The sequence below is a fragment of the Neisseria sp. P0019.S002 genome, assembly GCF_051957155.1.
GTDB classification, from domain to species: Bacteria; Pseudomonadota; Gammaproteobacteria; order Burkholderiales; family Neisseriaceae; genus Neisseria; species Neisseria perflava.
This window is the reverse complement of sequence record NZ_JBQCWS010000191.1, coordinates 1-429: the sequence shown is the minus strand read 5'-3', so window position 1 is coordinate 429 and position 429 is coordinate 1. Positions and strand designations below refer to the sequence as shown.

Genomic DNA, 429 nt, shown 5'->3' with positions numbered 1-429 from the left:
ACTTTAAAGAGTTATGCCAGTGAAGATTCGACAAACGCCGAACTCATGCCGATTGAGGCAGTTACTCAAATACAGAATACCGCGCCCGGCCCGCCGAGTTTGATGGCAATCGCCACACCGGCAATGTTGCCCACGCCTACGCGGCTGGCCAAGCCGGTAACAAATGCTGGGAACGGTGTGATTCCGTGCGGATCATCACCTTGTTTGCGACCGCCTAGCATTTCTTTGATACTGCGGCCGAAGAGGCGGAATTGTACAAAACCGGTGGTAATGGTAAAAAGTAGGCCTGCGCCTAAAAGCATATATACCAATCCCGACCACATTGGGTCGTTGATGGCGTTTACCCAGCAGTGAAGCTGTTCGAAAAATTGATCCATACAAACCTTTCAGAGCTGTATATTATACACATCTGACGCTGCAGACGAAGAG

At 50.1% G+C, this 429-nt stretch carries 1 pseudogene; it reads right to left on the bottom strand.

Annotation, left to right across the window (positions count from 1 at the left end):
• Positions 1-68 precede the first annotated feature (68 nt).
• Positions 69-377, bottom strand: a pseudogene (locus ACTHTY_RS12250) (alanine:cation symporter family protein); the annotation flags it as partial.
• Between the last annotated feature and the right edge of the window lie 52 nt (positions 378-429).